At 66.0% G+C, this 15353-nt stretch carries 15 protein-coding genes and 1 pseudogene; 3 read left to right on the forward strand and 13 right to left on the reverse strand.

Annotated features, from left to right (window positions below):
• Nucleotides 1-56: 56 nt before the first annotated feature.
• The 4 genes from ntrC to JHL17_RS30980 form a co-directional block, all read right to left on the reverse strand.
• A complete protein-coding gene (ntrC, locus tag JHL17_RS30965) occupies nucleotides 57-1502 on the reverse strand; it encodes a nitrogen regulation protein NR(I) (protein WP_200198432.1) in 1446 nt (481 codons plus the stop codon).
• Nucleotides 1502-2716, reverse strand: a complete 1215-nt coding sequence (locus tag JHL17_RS30970) for a two-component system sensor histidine kinase NtrB (RefSeq protein WP_425599660.1) — start codon at nucleotides 2714-2716, stop codon at nucleotides 1502-1504. Before JHL17_RS30970 ends, ntrC begins: the two co-directional genes overlap by 1 nt.
• Entirely contained in the window at nucleotides 2716-3702 is a 987-nt protein-coding gene (gene dusB, locus JHL17_RS30975; protein ID WP_200198433.1) for a tRNA dihydrouridine synthase DusB, read from the reverse strand. Before dusB ends, JHL17_RS30970 begins: the two co-directional genes overlap by 1 nt.
• A 156-nt stretch (nucleotides 3703-3858) precedes the next feature.
• Nucleotides 3859-4689 carry a cytochrome C assembly family protein gene (locus JHL17_RS30980; RefSeq protein ID WP_200198434.1) on the reverse strand — a complete coding sequence of 277 codons (831 nt, stop codon included), beginning with the start codon at nucleotides 4687-4689 and terminating at the stop codon, nucleotides 3859-3861.
• 177 nt (nucleotides 4690-4866) lie between these two features.
• On the opposite strand from JHL17_RS30980, the gene JHL17_RS30985 reads away from it, so the two are divergent.
• The 3 genes and pseudogenes from JHL17_RS30985 to JHL17_RS30995 form a co-directional block, all read left to right on the forward strand.
• Nucleotides 4867-6039, forward strand: coding sequence for a bifunctional 2-C-methyl-D-erythritol 4-phosphate cytidylyltransferase/2-C-methyl-D-erythritol 2,4-cyclodiphosphate synthase (locus JHL17_RS30985; RefSeq protein ID WP_200198435.1), 1173 nt, complete (start codon nucleotides 4867-4869; stop codon nucleotides 6037-6039).
• Between the two features lie 37 nt (nucleotides 6040-6076).
• Nucleotides 6077-6580: a CinA family protein gene (locus JHL17_RS30990; RefSeq protein WP_200198436.1), complete on the forward strand. Its 504-nt coding sequence runs from the start codon at nucleotides 6077-6079 to the stop codon at nucleotides 6578-6580.
• 36 nt (nucleotides 6581-6616) lie between these two features.
• Nucleotides 6617-6808 (forward strand): annotated as a pseudogene (locus JHL17_RS30995) (4-oxalocrotonate tautomerase); the annotation flags it as partial.
• A gap of 34 nt (nucleotides 6809-6842) precedes the next feature.
• Here the strand turns inward: JHL17_RS30995 and JHL17_RS31000 are convergent.
• The 9 genes from JHL17_RS31000 to JHL17_RS31040 all read right to left on the reverse strand — a co-directional run bounded on the left by JHL17_RS31000 (nucleotide 6843) and on the right by JHL17_RS31040 (nucleotide 15003).
• The gene (locus tag JHL17_RS31000) at nucleotides 6843-7298 is read right to left on the reverse strand and encodes a type II toxin-antitoxin system RatA family toxin (RefSeq protein WP_200198438.1); all 456 of its coding nucleotides are present in this window, start codon (nucleotides 7296-7298) and stop codon (nucleotides 6843-6845) included.
• Between the two features lie 36 nt (nucleotides 7299-7334).
• Nucleotides 7335-8291: a lipoyl synthase gene (lipA, locus tag JHL17_RS31005; protein ID WP_109096348.1), complete on the reverse strand. Its 957-nt coding sequence runs from the start codon at nucleotides 8289-8291 to the stop codon at nucleotides 7335-7337.
• A 64-nt stretch (nucleotides 8292-8355) separates the two neighbouring features.
• Nucleotides 8356-8841 carry a DUF29 domain-containing protein gene (locus tag JHL17_RS31010; RefSeq protein ID WP_200198439.1) on the reverse strand — a complete coding sequence of 162 codons (486 nt, stop codon included), beginning with the start codon at nucleotides 8839-8841 and terminating at the stop codon, nucleotides 8356-8358.
• A 43-nt stretch (nucleotides 8842-8884) separates the two neighbouring features.
• Nucleotides 8885-10282 (reverse strand): dihydrolipoyl dehydrogenase, encoded by a 1398-nt coding sequence (lpdA, locus tag JHL17_RS31015; protein ID WP_200198440.1) that lies wholly within the window; start codon nucleotides 10280-10282, stop codon nucleotides 8885-8887.
• 15 nt (nucleotides 10283-10297) lie between these two features.
• Complete coding sequence (locus JHL17_RS31020) at nucleotides 10298-10600, reverse strand: chorismate mutase (RefSeq protein ID WP_200198441.1); 303 nt, start codon at nucleotides 10598-10600, stop codon at nucleotides 10298-10300.
• 20 nt (nucleotides 10601-10620) lie between these two features.
• Entirely contained in the window at nucleotides 10621-11934 is a 1314-nt protein-coding gene (locus JHL17_RS31025) for a pyruvate dehydrogenase complex dihydrolipoamide acetyltransferase (RefSeq protein ID WP_200198442.1), read from the reverse strand.
• A gap of 17 nt (nucleotides 11935-11951) precedes the next feature.
• Nucleotides 11952-13346, reverse strand: a complete 1395-nt coding sequence (locus JHL17_RS31030; RefSeq protein ID WP_200198443.1) for a pyruvate dehydrogenase complex E1 component subunit beta — start codon at nucleotides 13344-13346, stop codon at nucleotides 11952-11954.
• A 72-nt stretch (nucleotides 13347-13418) separates the two neighbouring features.
• On the reverse strand, nucleotides 13419-14438 hold the full coding sequence (gene pdhA / locus JHL17_RS31035; protein WP_200198444.1) for a pyruvate dehydrogenase (acetyl-transferring) E1 component subunit alpha: 1020 nt from the start codon (nucleotides 14436-14438) through the stop codon (nucleotides 13419-13421).
• A gap of 193 nt (nucleotides 14439-14631) precedes the next feature.
• Nucleotides 14632-15003, reverse strand: a complete 372-nt coding sequence (locus tag JHL17_RS31040; RefSeq protein ID WP_200198445.1) for an FtsB family cell division protein — start codon at nucleotides 15001-15003, stop codon at nucleotides 14632-14634.
• Nucleotides 15004-15353: the final 350 nt, after the last annotated feature.

The raw sequence follows: 15353 nt of genomic DNA on the forward strand, positions 1-15353 counted from the left end.
TTGACACGGATCGGTTGCGGAGATAGGCGTGAATGGCACTGACGGTCGGAAGCGGACTATTTGATGCCGCGCATAACCTGAATGTCCAGGTCCCGGATCTTCTTGCGCAGCGTGTTGCGGTTCAGACCGAGCAGCTGTGCAGCCTTGATCTGGTTACCACGGGTCGCAGACAGGCTGAGCGAGATCAAAGGCCGTTCGATCTCGCGCAGCACCCGGTCGTAGAGGCCGTTGGACGGCATGCCATCCTTGTGGGCGGCGAAATAGTCCTTCAAGTGGCGTTCGACCGCCGAAGACAGACCTTCGCTCTGCGGTTCTTCCACCGGCTGGGCGGCGGGGGTGGCGTCGGCAAGCTCCGCCTCCACCACATCCAGCCCGATCACCTCCTGGGAATAGAGCGCAGCCAGTCGGCGAACCAGATTCTCCAGCTCGCGGACATTGCCGGGCCACCGGTAGCGCTTCAGCCGGTCCATCGCCGCCTGGTCGATGCTCTTGGCCGGAAGCCCCTGGTTGATGCCGATGTTCAGGAAATGGCGGACCAGCAGGGGAATGTCCTCCGTCCGCTCCCGCAGCGGCGGCAGGCGGATCGGCACCACGCACAGGCGGTAGAACAGATCCTCGCGGAACAGGCCCTGGCGGATCAGGGTGCGCAGGTCGCGGTGGGTCGCCGCGATGATGCGCACGTCGGTCTTGATCGCCGTACGCCCGCCGACCGTGGTGTATTCGCCTTCCTGGAGCACGCGCAGCAGGCGGGTCTGGGCGTCCAGCGGCATGTCGCCGATCTCGTCCAGGAACAGGGTGCCGCCCTGCGCCTGCTCGAACCGTCCGGTCGACCGGTTGGTGGCGCCGGTGAAGGCGCCCTTCTCATGGCCGAACAGCTCGGATTCGATCAGTTCGCGCGGGATGGCCGCCATGTTGATGGCGACGAAGGCGCCGTTGCGCCGCTTGCCGTAATCGTGAAGGGCGCGGGCGACCAGTTCCTTGCCGGTACCGGACTCGCCGGTGATCATCACCGTCAGGTCGGTGCCCATCAGGCGGGCCAGCACCCGGTAGATTTCCTGCATGGCGGGCGAGCGACCGATCAGGGGAAGCTGCTCCTCGCCCTCCACGTCGCCGCCCGGCATGGCGGCCGGTGGATTGTTGGTGTTCAGCGCCCGCTCGACGACCGACACCAGTTCCTTCAGATCGAACGGCTTGGGCAGGTATTCGAAAGCGCCGCGCTCCGCCGCTTTCACCGCGGTGATCAGGGTGTTTTGCGCGCTCATCACGATGACGCGCAGTTCCGGCCGCAGCTTCTTGATGCGCGGGATCAGGTCCAGGCCGTTTTCGTCCGGCATCACCACGTCGGTGATGACCAGATCCCCCTGCCCGTCCGCCACCCAGCGCCACAGCGTGGCGGCATTGCCGGTGGTGCGCACCTCGTGCCCCAGGCGGGCGAGCGCTTGCGTCAGCACGGTGCGGATGGCGCGATCGTCATCCGCGATCAGAATGGTCGCCGCGCTCATCAACGAGTCCCCCGGCCGCCCTTGGACTGCAAGCCAGCGTCAGAAATCTTCGACTCCCCGGTAAGTTTCGGGTCATCGTATTTCGAATCATCGTACATCGGCAGCGACACCTTGAAGACGGTCCGGCGAGGCTGGCTGTCGAACTCGATGGTCCCGCCATGGTCGCCTATGAGTTTCGCCACCAATGCAAGTCCAAGGCCAGTCCCGTTCACTTTGCTGGTCACGAAGGGATCGAACAGGTTGGACTGCAGGTCTTCCGGAATGCCGTCGCCATTATCCTGCACCGCCACCAGCAGCGGCAGATGCCGGCGCACATCCCCACCCGGCAGCGCCATGCGCACACCATGCTGGTAGGACGTGGTCAAGGTGATCTCACCGCCCGATTCCGGAGCAGCCTCTGCCGCATTTTTGATCAAATTCAGGAAAACCTGCACAAGTTGATCGCGATTGCCGTAAACAGGAGGCAGCGACGGGTCATAACGCTCGACAAAGCGTATTTTTCGGGCAAAACCACTCTGCGCGACCTTGCGCACATGCTCCAGCACCGTATGGATGTTCACCGCGGCGCGCTCCAGCGGCCGTTCGTCGGAAAACACCTCCATCCGGTTGACCAGCGCGACGATGCGGTCGGCCTCGTCGCAGATCAGGCGGGTCAGCACGCGATCCTGGTCGCTGGCGTTCTCCTCCAGCAGCTGGGCCGCGCCGCGGATGCCCGACAGCGGATTCTTCACCTCATGCGCCAGCATCGCCGCCATGGCGGTGACGGACCGTGCGGCGTGCCGGTGGGTCAGCGAGTGGTCGATCTTGCGGGCGAGCGACCGTTCGTGAATGGTCAGCACCACATGGTCGGGCGGGTCGCCCATGGTCGCCACCTGCACCGTGACATGGTGCGGGCCGATGCGCGGGGTGTCGATGATCACGCCGTCCTGCGACACCCGGCGGCTGCCGCGGCGCACCTGCGCGATCAGTCCCATGACCGGGCTGTCGGACGGCAGCAGGTCGGGCAGCGGCATGCCTTCCATGGCGTTGGCGGACAGGTCGAAGAATTCCTGCCCTTCGAGGTTGACGAAACGGATATCGCCGTTGCCGTCGACCACCAGCACCGGATCGGGCAGGCTGTTCAGGACCACCAGGGAGTCGAGCCGGGGGGCTCGCACGGCAGCCGATCGGTTGCGGCCACGCTGGCCCGGTGCGGTCATCGGAACGGGGTCCATCAGGCGGCCATCCTTTCGATTGCCGGTTCGTAGAAGGCACGGATGCGGTCGCGCACCGCATCGGGATCGCCCAGCTGGTTGATCTCCTGACGAAACTCGTTCGAACCGCGCAGGCCGGTCGAGTACCAGGAGAGATGCTTGCGGGCGACCTTGATGCCGCCGTCGCGGCCGTAATGGCTCAGCATGCTGTCGAAATGCTCCAGGAGCGTGTCCATCTGCTCGTGCAGCGGCGGGTCGGGCAGCTTTTCGCCCGTTCGCAGGTAATGCATGACCTGCGACGGAAACCAGGGCCTGCCGTAGCTGCCGCGCCCGATCATCACGCCGTCGGCACCGGACTCCGCAAGCGCGCGATCCACCGCCTCGAAGCCCGTGATGTCGCCGTTGACCACCAACGGGATCGACACCGCCTCCTTGACATGGCGGACATAGGTCCAATCGGCGGTGCCGGTGTAGAACTGCATGCGGGTGCGGCCATGGACCGTCACCATTTTGATCCCGCACTGTTCGGCGATGCGGGCAAGGTTGGGAGCGTTGCGGTTGGTCTCGTCCCAGCCCAGACGCATCTTCAGCGTCACCGGGATGCCGACGGCCTTCACCACCGCCTCCAGGATGCGGCCCGCCAGTGCCTCGTCCCGCATCAGGGAGGAGCCGGCATGGCCGTTGACCACCTTCTTGACCGGGCAGCCGAAATTGATGTCGACGACGGCGGCGCCGCGGTCTTCGTTCAGCTTCGCAGCCTCGGCCATCACCTCGGGCTCGCAGCCGGCGAGCTGGACCGCCATCGGGAACTCCTCCGGCTCGGTCTCCACCATGCGCAGGGTCTGGCGGTTCTCGCGGATCATCGCCTGGCTGGCGATCATCTCGGACACGACGAGACCGCAGCCCGCGCGCTTCACCAGACGGCGGAACGGCAAGTCGGAGACACCCGACATGGGCGCCAGGATCACCGGTCCGGCGAGCGTGATGGGTCCGATTTGTATGGTCATTCTCACCTGCCCGATTGATGGGCAAATCAACAAAGTGCCGTCAATTTGGGCAAGTTATCACGCCGCAACAGCCGTGTGCAAGCGCGAAGGACTGCCGCCGCGAACGAGCCCGGCCGGAAAGCCGTGATCTTCCACCGGCTTGCGGCGAGCGCACGCTCAGCTCCAGGTCCATTGCCCGATCAGCACGTTCGACACGAACTTGACGCCGGGATAGGCAAGCGTCGCCAGCAGATAGACGATCAGCATGGTCCGCGCGGCCGTCTTCCCGCGCACGCCGGTCCGGTACTCGGCCAGCAACAGGACCCCGATCACGATGAAGGTCGCCAGCGACAGCAGGCTCTTATGGTCGGTGCGGAACAGCAGCCCCTGCTCGAAATACAGCACCGCCATCCCGGTGGCGAGGCCGGCACCCAGCACCACCTCCGACGCGATCAGCAGGCGCAGTTGCAGCCGCTCGCTCTCCGCCACCGGCGGAAGGAAACGGCTGAGGGGAGTTGGGCGCTTGCTCTTCAGCGCACGGGTCTGGATCACCGCCGCAAACGAGGAAACGGCGCTGAGCGTCAGCAGGGCATAGGTGAAGACCGACACCGCGATGTGCAGGTCGATCCAAACGCCGGGTGCGTTCCCGCGCAGGATGGGGGCCGGCGCGTCCTCCGTCAGCGTCGCCAGCAGGCAGACGACCAGCAGATAGGGCAGCAGCAGCGGCGCCAGCCTCCAGGCGGTGTCGTGCAGCAGGCTGAGCCCGATGAACAGGGCCATGCAGGCGGCGGTCGTCACCCACAGCGCGGTGGAAAATCCGGTCTGCCACTGGCCGGCGACCTGCAGGATCGCCCACATGCCCGGCCCGGCCGCCGCCAGCAGCAAGGCGCCCCAGAAGGACCAGCCGCGCCCCTCCACCCCCTGCCCCGCCATGCGCCGGTAGGGATAGAAGGCGGCAGGCAGCAGAGCCACCAGTGCGGTCAGGCTCAAGAGAATGTTCTGCGACATGGACCCGAATGCACTCCCGTCTTTCCGCCATCATGCTGCCATGTCATGCCACCCGCCCCGTGCCGGAAACTGTCCGGTGACGCGGGCGGCAAGGCTCGGCACTTGGCGGAACCACGGCGACAGGCTAGGCTCCGCGACGTTTCCGTCAAGTGGCTATCATATCTTACGGTTTGCCTCATGCCCACCCGCATCGCGCCCACCTGCGTGGCCCTGATCGTCGCCGGCGGATCCGGCCAGCGGTTCGGAGCCGAACGGCCGAAGCAATATCTCGACCTCGCCGGCAAGCCGGTGCTGCGCCGGACGGTCGAGGCCTTCCTCGGCCATCCCCAGGTCACCGGCGTGCGCGTGGTCATCGATCCGACCTGGCGCGAGGCCTATGACGCTGCCGTCACCGGACTCGGCCTGCCCGATCCGGTGGCCGGAGGCGCCAGCCGGCAGGATTCGGTGCGCAACGGACTGGAGGCTCTGGCCACCGGCGCCGCGCCGGATCTCGTCCTGATCCACGACGCCGCCCGCCCGCTGATCGACGGGGCCACCATCGGCGCGGTGATCGCCGCGCTGGATCAGGCACCGGGCGCCATCGCAGCGGTACAGGTTGCCGACACGCTCAAGCGCGGCGGCGGCACCGCCATCGCTGGCACGGTGGATCGCGATGGGCTCTGGCGGGCGCAGACTCCGCAGGGCTTCCGTTTCCCCGCGATCCTGGATGCGCACCGTGCGGCCGCCGGCCTGTCGCTGACCGACGATGCCGCAGTGGCTGAGCGTGCCGGGCTGGCCGTGGCGTTGGTGCCCTCAAAGGAGGATAATTTCAAGGTGACCACCCCAGACGACCTGGCCCGGGCCACCCGCGTGATCATGAGCAGCCTGTGGGACGTGAGGACCGGCAGCGGCTTCGACGTCCATCGCTTCACCGACGGCGATTTCGTGACACTCTGCGGCCTGCAGGTTCCGCACAGCCATGGGCTGGAGGGACATTCCGATGCGGATGTCGGTCTGCATGCCCTGACCGATGCGATCCTGGGCGCGCTCGCCGCCGGCGATATCGGCAGCCACTTCCCGCCGACCGATCCGCGTTGGCGCGGTGCCGACAGCGCCAAGTTCCTGCGCCACGCCGCCGATCTCGTGGCGGAACGTGGGGGCGTCATCGCCCATGCCGACGTGACCATCATCTGCGAGCGGCCCAAGGTCGGTCCCCACCGTGCAGCCATGACGGAGCGCATCGCGCAAATCCTGGGCATCGACGCCGGGCGGGTCAGCGTCAAGGCGACGACCACCGAACAGCTTGGCTTCACCGGCCGGCGGGAGGGGATCGCCGCACAGGCGGTGGCGACCATCCGCCTTCCCGGCTAACATACCGACCAACGATACCGAACCGGGAGAGGCCGTCATGTTTCCCGAGACCATCCGCGACCTCGCCGCCCAGGTGCTTGCCGAATATGGTCTCGCCGGCTTCATGCTGGCGACCGCCGAGTCCTGCACCGGCGGGCTGATCGCCGGAGCGCTCACCGACATCGCCGGCTCGTCCAAGGTGGTCGACCGCGGCTTCGTCACCTACACCAACGTCGCCAAGACCGAGTTGCTCGGCGTTCCGGCCAGCCTGCTGCATGCCCACGGCGCCGTCAGCCCGGAGGTTGCGGTTGCCATGGCGGCGGGTGCGCTGGCGAAGTCACGAGCCGATGTGACCGTGGCGGTGACGGGGATCGCCGGCCCCGGCGGGGCTACGGAGACCAAGCCGGTGGGCCGCGTCTACGTCGCCACGGCGGTGCGCGGCGGGGCCGCCAAGGCCAAGGAATACACCTTCCCCGGCGATCGCGACGCCGTGCGGATGGCCACCGTGCAGGCGGCGCTGGAGCGGCTGCGCCTGGCCCGCCCCACCGGGAGCCTGCGCTGAGAAACCTCCGACAAACTCTTCACAGATAAGGGAAACGCGATGCCGACCATCAATATCCAGCTGTTCGAAGGTCGTACCGTCGAGCAGAAGCGCGACTATGCCAAGGCTCTCACCGAAGCGACCGTCAAGGTCCTCGGTTGCTCCCCCTCCGCAGTGGACATCATTTTCCAGGACGTGAAGAAGAGCGACTGGGCCAGCGGCGGGGAACTGTGGTCGGACAAGACCTGACCGACAGCACGCTACGACCAGTCGCTGCCTGGCGTCAGGCCGGCTGTGTCGCCCGGCCCGGCCCATAAAGCTGGGCCGCCCGGGTCTCGAAGGCCTGCACCATGCGGCGGACCGCCTCGTTGAAAAGCAGGCCCATGATCTTCTGAAGCATCTTCGAGCGGAACTCGAAATCGACGAAGAAATCGACGCAGCAGCCGCCGCTGTGCTCGCTGAAGATCCAGTGATTGTTGAGGTACTGGAACGGCCCATCCGTGTACTGCACGTTGATCCGGCAGTCGGGCTCGTGCAGCTCCACCCGCGAGGTGAAACGTTCGCGGACCATCTTGAAACCGATGATCAAATCCGCGAACATCACGTTGTCTTCGCGCTTGCGGATGCGGGCCGCCAGGCACCAGGGCAGAAACTCCGGGTACTTCTCCACATCGGCGACCAAGTCGTACATTTGCCGGGGTGTGTAGGGAAGTACCTTCTTCTCCGCGTGCGTCGGCATGCCCGTACCGTGTCCTTTCTTATTGAACCGCCTGCATCAGGCGGCCGCAACCCCCAGCTTGCGCAGCCGGGCTTCGCGCAGCTTCTCGAAATCGGCGCCCGCATGATAGGACGAGCGCGTCAGCGGCGACGAGGCCACCAGCAGGAAGCCCTTGCCGCGGCCAACGGTGGAATAACCGTCGAACTCCTCGGGAGTCACGAAGCGATCCACCGCCGCATGCTTGGGCGTGGGCTGGAGATACTGCCCAATCGTCAGAAAGTCCACATCGGCGGAGCGCAGATCGTCCATCACCTGCCCGATCTCCTCCTTCGTCTCGCCCAGACCGACCATCAGGCCGGACTTGGTGAAGATCGTCGGATCCAGCTCCTTCACCCGCGCCAGCAGTTGCAGCGAGGCGAAGTAGCGCGCGCCGGGACGGATGGTCGGATAGAGGCGCGGCGCAGTCTCCAGATTGTGGTTGAAGACGTCGGGCTTGGCCTCCACCACCACCTCGACCGCACCCTTCTTCTTCTGGAAGTCGGGGGTCAGGATCTCGATGGTGGTCGTCGGCGATGCGGCACGGATGGCGCGGATGGTGCGGGCGAAATGCTCGGCGCCGCCGTCGGCCAGATCGTCGCGATCGACCGAGGTGATGACCACGTGGGAAAGCTTCAGCTGACCGACGGCCTCCGCGACTTTCTCCGGCTCATGCGGGTCGAGCAGGTCCGGGCGTCCGGTCTCCACGTTGCAGAAGGCGCAGCCACGCGTGCAGATGGAGCCCAGAATCATGAAGGTGGCGTGCTTCTGCTTCCAGCACTCCCCGATGTTGGGGCAGGCGGCCTCTTCGCAAACCGTGTTCAGCTTCAGCCCGCGCATCAGCTGGCGGGTCTCGTTGTATTCCTGGCTCATCGGCGCCTTGACCCGGATCCAGGCCGGTTTGCGCTGGATGGGGTTGTCGGGCTTGTGGGCCTTCTCGGGGTGGCGCAGCTTCTCGGTCTGGTCGACGAGGGTCATGGTCTAAAGCTCCCGATGGCCGACGCGACGCCCCGGCCCCGACAAATAGGTGCGATGAGGATGGTCAAACCCGCCATTCCGGCGGAAACAACTCGGCCGGATAGGCCGGATCGAGCGCCTGGTCAAGCGTGAAAGGCGGCTCGACCGGGAAATGACCGTCAGGGGTATCCGCCTCGACGGCGGCACGCAGGCGGGCGCGGCGGTAAACCTTGTCGCAGATGGATTCGCAGAACGGTCGCAGGCTGGGGCTCGCAGCGATCTCGTCGATCAGCTTTTCCCGCTGCTCCCGGACGGTCAGGCGCCATCCACGCTCGCATCGTTCGCGCAGGTCAGGACAGAACAACCATTTCAGCATATGCACGAACAGCGCGGTCAGCCGGCTGTCGATCTCGGACTTCTGGCTGCGGCCCATGCTCTCGATCTCCTCGGCGACGTTCTCCCAGTCGACCGGGGCGTTGTTCCGCTCGGCGCCGGCACGGCGAAGCTCCTGCGCCTGGGCTTGGGTCCAGGCGTAGAAATCCTCGTCATAGGCGGCGCTGCTGCGGTCCATCGCTCCGTCCGGTTTGGGAAAACGTCACTTCGGAAAATCCTAGTTAAAAGTGGATCGCCCGGCCATAGGCATCAAGGACCGACTCATGCATCATTTCCGACAAAGTCGGGTGCGGGAACACCGTGTGCATCAGTTCCGCCTCGGTCAGCTCCGACGTCTTGGCGATGCCGTAGCCCTGGATCAGCTCGGTCACTTCCGCGCCGATCATGTGGGCACCCAGCATCTCGCCGGTCTTGGCGTCGAAGATGGTCTTGATCAGGCCTTCCGGCTCGCCGAGCGCGATGGCCTTGCCGTTGCCGACGAAGGGGAAGCGGCCGACCTTGACCTCGTAACCGGCTTCCTTCGCCTTCTTCTCCGTCAGGCCGACCGACGCGACCTGCGGGTGCGAGTAGGTGCAGCCCGGGATGTTGCGGACGTTCAGCGCATGCGGGTGCTTGCCGGCGATATGTTCGGCGACGATCACGCCTTCATGGCTGGCCTTGTGGGCGAGCCAGGGGGCGCCGGTCACGTCGCCGATGGCGTACACGCCCGGCTCGTCGGTCTCGCACATGCCGTTGGTCTGGATGTGGCCGCGGTCGGTCTTGACCTTGGTGTTCTCCAGCCCCAGCCCTTCGGTGTTCGGGCTGATGCCGACGGCGACGATGACGCGGTCGACCGTGATGTCCTCGGTCTTGCCACCGGCCTCGACGGCCACGGTGACGCTGTCGGCGGCCTTGCGCAGGTTGCCGGCCTTGGCACCGGTGATGATGCGCATGCCCTGCTTCTCGAAGGCTTTCCGGGCCAGGCCCGAGATTTCCTCATCCTCCACCGGAAGGATACGGTCCATCACCTCGACCACGGTGACCTTGGCGCCCAGCGCGTTGTAGAAGCTGGCGAACTCGATGCCGATGGCGCCGGAGCCGATAACCAGCAGCGACTTCGGCATGCTGTCCGGCGTCATCGCCTTGCGATAGGTCCAGACCAGCTTGCCGTCATCCTCCAGGCCCGGCAGCGTGCGGGCACGCGCGCCGGTGGCGATGATGATGTGCTTGGCGCCGAAGGTGCCGACCGGGGCGTTGCCCTTGGTGACCGCCACCTGGCCCTTGCCGGCCAGCTTCGCGGACCCTTCGATCACCGCGACCTTGTTCTTCTTCAGCAGGTGCTTGACGCCGGCGTTCAACTGGCCGGCGACCTTGCGCGAGCGGGCGACGACCTTGTCCAGATCGAAGGACGGGTTCTGGATGACCAGACCATAGTCCGAGGCATGCTTCGCCAGATGCAGCACCTCGGCCGAGCGCAGCAGCGCCTTGGTCGGGATGCAGCCCCAGTTCAGGCAGATGCCGCCCAGGTTTTCACGTTCGATGACCGCGGTGTGCAGGCCCAACTGCGCGGCGCGGATCGCCGCCACGTAACCGCCCGGCCCGCCGCCGATGACGATGACGTCGTAATTCATGTCGGCCAAGGGTGTTCTCCCCATTCAGGAGCGAGGCGTATCCTCGCGGCCGGCGGCAAAGATGCCTTCCTCGACCCGGCACGCCTCGTCGATGATCGTCTGGTACAGGGTGGCCATGAAGTCCGGATCCAGGCCGTAAGCGAGGCCCGCCTCCGCCGCCCGCCGCTTGACCGCGTCGACGCGGTCAGGCAGGACGGCCGGCAGATTCTCCGCCATCTTCACCGCGGCGACGCGGTGGACGACGGACAGCCGCTTGCCCAGCAGCGCGACGATCTCGTCGTCGATGGCGTCGATCTCGGCGCGGAGCGGGGCAAGGCTTTTCGACATGGAACCGGTCCTTCAAACCGTCAGAGCAGCATCGAGAGCGGATCCTCGAGCAGCTTCTTCACCGCCCCAAGGAATTCCGCACCGACGGCGCCATCGGCCACGCGGTGATCGAAGGTGCCGGTCAGGCTCATCACCGTGGCGATGCCCAACGCGCCGTCCTTCACCACCGGACGCTGCTCGCTGGCCCCGACCGCCAGGATGCAGGCCTGCGGCGGGTTGATGATCGCCGCGAACTGCTTGATCCCCATCATGCCGAGGTTGGAGATGGAGATGGTGCCGCCCTGATACTCTTCCGGCTTCAGCGCGTTGTCGCGCGCCTTCTTGGCCAGCGCCTTCATCTCGTTGGAGATGTCGGCGAGACCCTTGGTCTCCGCCTTCTTGACGATCGGGGTGATCAGCCCGGTCGGGGTGGCGACGGCGACCGACACGTCGGCGTGGCTGTACTGCAGCATCGCCTCGTCGGTCCAGGCGGCGTTCAGAGCCGGCACCTTCTTCAGCGCCAGGGCGACCGCCCGGATGATGAAGTCGTTGACCGACAGCTTGTAGGCGTCGGACCGGCCGTTCAGATCGGCGCGGATCTTCATCAGCGCGTCGATCTCGACATCCACCGTCAGGTAATAGTCGGGAACGGTGCGCTTCACCTCGCCCAGCCGCTTGGCGATGGTCTTGCGCATGCCGCTGTTCGGCACGGCGGTGTAGGCCATGCCCAGCTTGTCGGCGAGCGCCTTGGCATCGACGCCTTCGGCTTTCGGCGCCGGGGCCGGGGAGGCTGCCGGAGCGGCGGCGGCGGAAGCCGGGGCCGTCGCAGGAGCGGCGGCGGCCTTGGCCGGACCGGCAGCCTTGGCGGCCTCCACGTCGGCCTTGACGATGCGGCCGTGCGGACCGGTGCCCCTGACGGTCTTCAGGTCGACGCCGGCCTGCTCGGCGATGCGGCGTGCCAGCGGGCTGGCGAACACGCGCTCGCCGGCGGCGGCCGGGGCAGCCGCCGGAGCGGCAGGAGCCGGGGTGGGAGCCGGAGCGGCGGCGGCGGCCGGAGCCGCGGCTGCCGGGGCCGGGGCGGAACCGGCCGAGGCCAGCGCGCTCTCGTCCTCGCCCTCTTCCAGCAGGATGGCGATCGGGGTGTTCACCGCCACGCCCTGGCTGCCGGCCGGGATCAGGATCTTGCCGATGCGGCCTTCATCGACCGCTTCGACTTCCATGGTGGCCTTGTCGGTTTCGATCTCGGCGAGAACGTCGCCGGACTTCACCGTGTCGCCTTCCTTTTTCAGCCACTTGGCGAGGTTGCCCTCGGTCATCGTGGGAGAGAGGGCGGGCATCAGAATCTGAACGGTCATGATCTACAGCCCTCCTCTCAACGATAGCAGGCTTGCTTGGCGGCCTTGACGATGTGATCGACCTGCGGCAGCGCCAGCTTTTCCAGGTTGGCGGCGTAGGGCATCGGCACGTCCAGACCGGCCACGCGGGCCACCGGCGCGTCGAGATAGTCGAAAGCCTGCTCCATCATCAGCGCGCACATTTCCGAGCCGATGCCGGCGAAGGGCCAGCCTTCCTCGACGGAAACCAGGCGGTTGGTCTTCTTGACGCTGTTGACGATGGTCTCGGTGTCCAGCGGACGGATCGTGCGCAGGTTGATGACCTCCGCGTCGATGCCTTCCTTGGCCAGGATCTCGGCGGCGGCCAGGGCGTGACCGACCATGATCGAGAAGGCGGTGATCGTCACGTCCTTGCCGGCGCGCTCGATCTTGGCCTTGCCGATCGGCAGGGTGAAGTCCTCGTCCTCCGGGACCTCGAAGCTCTGGCCGTAGAGGATCTCGTTCTCGAGGAAGACGATCGGGTTGGCGTCGCGGATCGCGGACTTCAGCAGGCCCTTGGCGTCGGCCGCCGACCAGGGCGACACGACCTTCAGGCCCGGGCAATGGGCGTACCAGGAGGCATAGCACTGCGAGTGCTGGGCGCCGACGCGGGCGGCGGCGCCGTTGGGGCCACGGAAGACGATCGAGTTGCTCATCTGGCCGCCGGACATGTACAGCGTCTTGGCGGCCGAGTTGATGATGTGGTCGATCGCCTGCATGGCGAAGTTGAAGGTCATGAACTCGACGACCGGCTTCAAGCCCTTGAAGGCGGCGCCGACGCCTAGGCCGGCGAAGCCGATCTCGGTGATCGGCGTGTCGATGACGCGACGCTCGCCGAACTCCTGCAGCAGGCCCTGGGTCACCTTGTAGGCGCCCTGGTACTGCGCGACTTCCTCGCCCATGACGAAGACCTTGTCGTCACGGCGCATTTCCTCGGCCATCGCGTCGCGCAGCGCTTCGCGGACCGTCTTCTTGACGGTCTTGGCCATGAACCGGTCCTCGTCCGACGCGGGCGCCGCGACCGGAGCCGCCGGCACCGTGGGCGCCGGGGCCGGAGCGGGTTCCGCCGCCGGGGCCGGGGCGGGAGCGGCGACGGCCGGAGCGGCGGCAGTCGGGGCGTTGCCGCCCTTGCTCAGCGCGCTCTCGTCCTCGCCCTCTTCCAGCAGGACAGCGATGGGCGTGTTCACCGCGACGTTGTCGGTGCCTTCGGCGATCAGGATCTTGCCGACGCGGCCTTCATCGACCGCCTCGACCTCCATGGTCGCCTTGTCGGTTTCGATCTCGGCGAGGACATCGCCGGACTTCACCGAGTCACCTTCCTTCTTGAGCCATTTCGCCAGTTTGCCCTCGGTCATCGTGGGCGACAGGGCCGGCATCAGCACTTCGATCGGCATTCCTCAACCTCCGGCGGCGCGGGGAGTCCGGTTTCCCGTCCCTCAAGGCGCCGCTCCCGTTTATCGTTGATGTCAGGATTCGACCAGGATGTCGGTCCACAGCTCCGACGGATCGGGCTCGGGGCTCTGCTGCGCGAACTCGGCCGATTCGGTGACGATCGCCTTCACCGTGCGATCGATCTCCTTCAGCTTGTCCTCGTCGGCGTGATTGCCGGCCAGGATCTTCGCCTTCAGTTGATCGATGGGATCGGATTCCGACCGCATCTTCTCGACCTCTTCCTTCGTCCGGTACTTGGCCGGGTCGGACATCGAGTGGCCGCGGTAACGGTAGGTCTTCATCTCCAGGATGACGGGGCCGTTGCCCCCGCGGATATGGGGAACCCACTGGTCCGCCGCGGCCTTGACGTCCAGCACGTCCATGCCGTTGACCTGGTAGCCGGGGATGCCGTAGGCCGCGCCGCGCTGGTGCAGTTCGCCGGCCGAGGCGCGCTCCTGCGAAGTGCCCATGGCGTACTTGTTGTTCTCGATGATGAAGAGCACCGGCAGCTTCCACAGCGCCGCCATGTTGAAGCTCTCGTAGACCTGACCCTGGTTGATCGCGCCGTCGCCGCAATACACGGCCGCAACGCCACCGTCATTGCTGTACTTGTGCGCGAAGGCCAGACCCGTGCCGAGCGGAACCTGCCCGCCGACGATGCCATGGCCGCCGAAGAAGTTCTTCTCCTGGCTGAACATGTGCATCGAGCCGCCCTTGCCCTTGGAGTAGCCTCCGATGCGGCCGGTCAGCTCGGCCATCACGCCCTTGGCGTCCATGCCGCAGGCCAGCATGTGGCCGTGGTCCCGGTAGCTGGTGATGACGCTGTCGCCCTCTTTAAGGGCCGCCTGCACGCCGACGACGACGGCTTCCTGGCCGATGTAGAGGTGGCAGAAGCCGCCGATCAGCCCCATGCCGTACAGCTGTCCCGCCTTCTCTTCGAAGCGGCGGATCAGCAGCATCTCGCGGTAGTAATGAAGCAGCTCTTCGGAAGAGACGGCTTGAACGGGCGCAATTTCGGTCTGCGCCTTGGTCGGACGGCGTCGGGACGCGGCCATGATTCCTCCCCAGGGTTCAAGCGGCAACGGTCTTGAAACAGCCGGTGCCGCCACGCGTTGCGGGCATGCTTAATCCCGCACCGGAAGCGAATATGGCGCGCACAGTACACGAGCTAAATGGTCCGCGCAAACGTCTGTTTTTGCAGCGCTATTTTCGATTAACCGAGTTTCGGTTAATCGGCTGATTTACCCTTTACTTCTGCGTGACGGCCCCTTCCGGGTCGGCGAGCTTGGGCAGTTTGACGATGACGTCGCGTGCGCTGGAGAAGTTCAGCATCAACCGTGCCCGCTCCTCCAGCATGTCGCGATCCAGCCCGTCGCCGCGCAGCAATTGGGCGCGCCGCTCCATATCCTCCCGCTCCGTGCGGAGCTGGTTGAGGACCCCCTCGGCCTGGGCGATCTCCCCCTGGATCTGCTTCATCGCCACCAGTCCACGGTCGCCATGGACCGCGTAGTAGGCGAAGTAGGCGACCACGCAGGCGCACAGCGCCGGCATGATGGCCTGGCGGATCGCGCTTTTGGCGGCGCGGGCGAGCGTATCGGTGAAATCGGCGATCATCGTCATGGTGCCGCGTATGGAATCACAGCGACTTTCCGCCGGTCAAACGAAAAAGATGGAATACGCAAGTCGCAGAAGGGTCGTGATCTTTGCGCCACCCAGTAATGGGTATTCGTTACGTCCGCGCTGCAAGTTGCCCGTATGTTCTTGTAAAGTTCTTGTAAGTCATACCGTCACCTTGCGCCTGGGTTCACACTCATCGGTGCAGGGAGCCACCCGGCATAGTACCAAGGTGGATGGAATGAAACCGGCGGTGGCGTGTTTGGACCCACACGGTGCCGCCGGGTCCGTGCCGAGTCCATTCGGGCATTCGCACGGTCGATCCCGCTGAAGGCGCCGCCCAATGGCTGAGGAGC

It is taken from the genome of Azospirillum endophyticum, from assembly GCF_016595245.1.
Classification (GTDB): domain Bacteria; phylum Pseudomonadota; class Alphaproteobacteria; order Azospirillales; family Azospirillaceae; genus Azospirillum; species Azospirillum endophyticum.